At 47.7% G+C, this 3,783-nt stretch carries 3 protein-coding genes; 2 read left to right on the top strand and 1 reads right to left on the bottom strand.

The features are described from left to right. Positions 1 to 615: 615 nt before the first annotated feature. Both QQS52_RS11420 and QQS52_RS11415 read left to right on the top strand, forming a co-directional pair. The gene (locus QQS52_RS11420; protein ID WP_472773951.1) at positions 616 to 2,301 is read left to right on the top strand and encodes an LGFP repeat-containing protein; all 1,686 of its coding nucleotides are present in this window, start codon (positions 616 to 618) and stop codon (positions 2,299 to 2,301) included. A 17-nt stretch (positions 2,302 to 2,318) separates the two neighbouring features. Then, entirely contained in the window at positions 2,319 to 2,819 is a 501-nt protein-coding gene (locus QQS52_RS11415; protein WP_472773950.1) for a hypothetical protein, read from the top strand. Positions 2,820 to 3,245: 426 nt separating this feature from the next. Here QQS52_RS11415 and QQS52_RS11410 read toward each other — a convergent pair whose 3' ends face one another. Beyond that, the gene (locus QQS52_RS11410; protein WP_153246219.1) at positions 3,246 to 3,635 is read right to left on the bottom strand and encodes a hypothetical protein; all 390 of its coding nucleotides are present in this window, start codon (positions 3,633 to 3,635) and stop codon (positions 3,246 to 3,248) included. Positions 3,636 to 3,783 lie beyond the last annotated feature (148 nt).

Raw genomic sequence — 3,783 nt, 5'->3', positions numbered from 1 at the left:
CGTCGTGCCACAGTTGTCATTCTGGTCCATCTCCTCATGCAGGTTGGGAACCCACACACAAACCATCAGACACTCTCGGGCAGCGGCCATCGCGGTGTACTTCCTTTCGAGGATAGGTAGAAGTTGATTCGAAAGGTACCCGCGATGGTCGCCTCATTGTGCACCGGCACAAGGCCAACCGCGGGCTACAGATACACCACGCTAGCGGACGCAACCCCACTTTCCGGGGGTCAGGCCCCACAGTGATGCGCGGTCAACCAGAAATTGTCCCCTACATAGCTTGCCGTGCAATCACGCCGAACACGCTGTTGCTGTGAGTCATCCAAACTCGGAGTTACTGACCACAAAGCCGCAATGCGATTATCATTCACCGGCACAGTACTGCTTGCCTGCAATGAAGCGAAGTCATTATCTGCAGCGACAGCCACCGAAGAACAAGCCCCTAGCGCAGTAAATGCGCAGGCTAGAGAAGAAAGACCGAGTTTAACTATTTTCATCGGTACCCCACGAGATTAGAAAGGAGAACTTTTTCACTTAACCAGCGTAGCCTGCCACCAGGCTATAAGCTGACCTAGTAGAACAACTCCTTGTTTCACTCTCATCTAAGGACCACCAATGAAAGCTCTCTCACGCAAACTCCTTGCTTTCGTCTCAGCAAGCTTATTAATCAGTACCACTCCCGGCACTGCAGTCGCGCAATCATCACTTCTGGGATCATCGATTCGCGATGAACAACAATCAAAAGTTCAAGCATCTGAAACGCCGTCTGCCGACAACGATTTTTACCCCTCTGATCACCGTGATACGACTTCGCCGCAAGTAGTCGATGGTCCGTTTGCTCAGTGGGGAATCCCAACCCCTCCAGGGGCAGAAGGATATGAAGTCAACCAAGCCACAAATGACGAGCTCAACCCGCAGGGGCTGAAAGAATGGCATCCGACTGCTAATCCCAACAGTGAAGTTATTCCTGGTCAGATGCGTTCCGACAGAGAAGAAATTCCTGCCGGTATCGACAAGAACGAAGCCGACAAGGCAGAAATACGAGAAGCACAACTTGCTAACCCTGATACTCCAACGCTGAATGCTCGGCCAGGGTGTAAAGTGTATTGGCCTTCTCCCTTTGAAGTATGCGGTTTAATTAAAGAAAAATACGATAAGGTAGGCGGCCCAACCAGCTTCCTTCTTCTGCCAAAGTCTAATGAGCTCACCAATCCAGACGGAATAGGAAAGCGTTCTGAGTTTGTCAATGGATATATCTACTGGCACCCCAAAACCGGAGCACATACAGTTAGTCTCCCAGCAGCAAAAGTCTGGGAACGCCATGGCTGGGAAAAGGGCTTCCTTGGGTACCCCACTAGCAGCGATATGGCTTTAGGAAACCAGTGGTTTAAACAAGACTTCCAAGGTGGACATGTTTACACTCACAATGCATTGCCGGCAACTCAGGCCAGCATCCAAGGCCGGATTTATGACAAATGGCAATCCATGGGAGCTCAAAACAGTGAACTCGGCTACCCCATCAGTGATGAGCTAACCACCCCTGACGGTGTCGGGCGCTACAACGTCTTCGAACACGGAATGATCTACTGGACGCCGCAGCACGGAGCACATCCGGTTATGGATCCGGTGCTTCTTGATTGGTCTGCAGCAGGATATGAGAAAAGCTCTTACGGATTCCCCATAGGAGATCCGAAAGAAGAAGAGGATTTTGTTTCTCAGAACTTTGAGGGAGGAACACTAAAGTCTATTAGACGAGAGGGCCTACCAGGGGGTTCTCTAATAGGCGTTACTCCTTATTTAGAATTTCCTAGTCCTGCTCTAGCAGCAGAGTTTTTTGACCGTGTCGAAGCTGGATTGGAAGAGCTCCCCTTGAAAGACGCGATAAGCCTTCAAGCAGCGGGAAAGCGCTATGGCCCTTGCGAGCTGTCATTGGATAATCCGCACCCTCGGAAAAGTTCAAATTTTGGAGCCGTGGGGTTCAAGCCACATACGAGGTGCAAAGAAAAGGTACTGAGCGTGACGCACGTTAATACATTGCGCTATAAGTACTATGCATGGTGGAAAAAAGCACCTGATTTAAGGGGCGGCACAGATAATAAACCGTATTATAAATTCGATAAAAAGAAGAATCCTCCACATAGGTACACCTCGCGTGAAGTGGAACAAGATTGCATTGGAGACGTCGAAACCTCATTTATCGGGGTAACTGAAGGAACAATTGTTACCTCAACGGGAACTTATTATGCGAGGGCTTATAGTAAACCGGCTCGCGTTGAATGTAAGATTCCTGGCAACCTTTAAAAGATAGGCCTCGGTTAATGCATATATCTAATATTTATCTCGCCTACGTCAAACGCTTCCTTCTAGACTCGCATGGTAGTGCAATCCAGGGTAGTGCAATCCAGGTTCTTGCAGGTGCCAGTTTTGATGAGCAAGAGGTTCTCGAGTGGATTGAAGAAGGCAAAAAAGTAGACCATGACATTTGGTACGAGAAAATTCCGATAGAGAATGCTTCCCATTCTCTCAGCTCGCCGAGTGAGGTATTAGTTTATTTCGATGGGTGTGATTTTGACGAAGGTTGGGAACGTGATTTCCAGTGGACGGATCCAGTAGGTCGTAGAGCCCTTATCCCCGAAAAGTTTAATGGAGTTGTACGCCCCCGCCCTGAGACAGAAGGAGTGCTACAGGAAGACGGATATGTAGGTAATGATTACTATCTGTGGAGAGTTCCTTGCACATGGAAAAGCCGCTACCTTTTAGCTCCGTTCCAGGAAAAGAGTAATGAGTACATTGACTGCGGACGTCCGTTTACGGTTTGAGCGTAATTAAATCGTAAAATCATGATGCAAGAATAGCGACCTTAACTAGAGCAGTTCGTTAAGGTCACTTTTGTTTGTGCTAATGATTTTCATCAAAATAAATCCGATAAGGCATAAGAAAAAGGTTAGCCGTGACCCGTTAGCGGAATGTAAAGCTCTGCGTCTACTCTTCTGTCTGCTTTCATCCTTCTCAATTCCATAAAATGCTGAGGAACGTTGTTGCTGACTTCCCCAAGCCACTCGATTTTATCTCCTGATCCATAGTCGTTGAAGACACTTTTCCCGCTGCGTGGTTCCAATGGTGGTAGTGACGTAGCTCCTCGGTGGTTTAACTTGGAACACAATATCGACTAAAAGACGAAGGGGCTAGTCTGTCTGACTAGTTGTGAGTGGCTAGGGGTAGATAAATATCTGCCCCTTCGCTTTTCATTTTTTTAGTTCCGTAAAATGCTTCGGATCGTAGTCTCTCTCGCCACCAATCCATTCAATCTTATCGTCGGAACCGTAATCTAAATACGGGGCAACAGCATTTCCTGCCAACTGATCTCCCCACCCCGTAACAGCGGTTCTCCCCTCTGATGAGTAGCTTTCACCCGATTCAAGAGTGTGTCGTGGAATCAGCGCAAATTCCATGCCAACATATGCAAGTCCTTGCGCGGATTTAACTGAAAATACGCAATATGCGTACTTGGACGTTTTCCAGGTAGCTCGTACTTCGACATCATCGGGAGACACACAATTTTCTGAGGGAAAATACCTCTTTAGTAAATGGCGTATCTCCTGGTAAAAAATTTCTGAACTCCACGTTTCCGCCATAATTCACACTCCGTATTTCACTAGGCTGCATAACTTTGGTTAAATTGCATGAGTCTTCACTATGGCTAAAATGAGGTTACCCTCGTTTAGTGGACACCCGATTAGTGCGGATCTTGTGTCCGTAGGAGAGGATGTTCATTGTGAGTCA

The organism is Corynebacterium sp. 1103A (assembly GCF_055700955.1).
Note: the sequence above shows the minus strand (reverse complement) of the source record. Positions and strands in the feature narration are given on the sequence as shown.

Bases quoted from the DNA above. Each gene is read 5' to 3' on its own strand.
- QQS52_RS11415 (WP_472773950.1), top strand. From the start codon at position 2,319: ATGCATATATCTAATATTTATCTCGCCTACGTCAAACGCTTCCTTCTA.
- QQS52_RS11410 (WP_153246219.1), bottom strand. From the start codon at position 3,635: ATGGCGGAAACGTGGAGTTCAGAAATTTTTTACCAGGAGATACGCCAT.
- QQS52_RS11420 (WP_472773951.1), top strand. From the start codon at position 616: ATGAAAGCTCTCTCACGCAAACTCCTTGCTTTCGTCTCAGCAAGCTTA.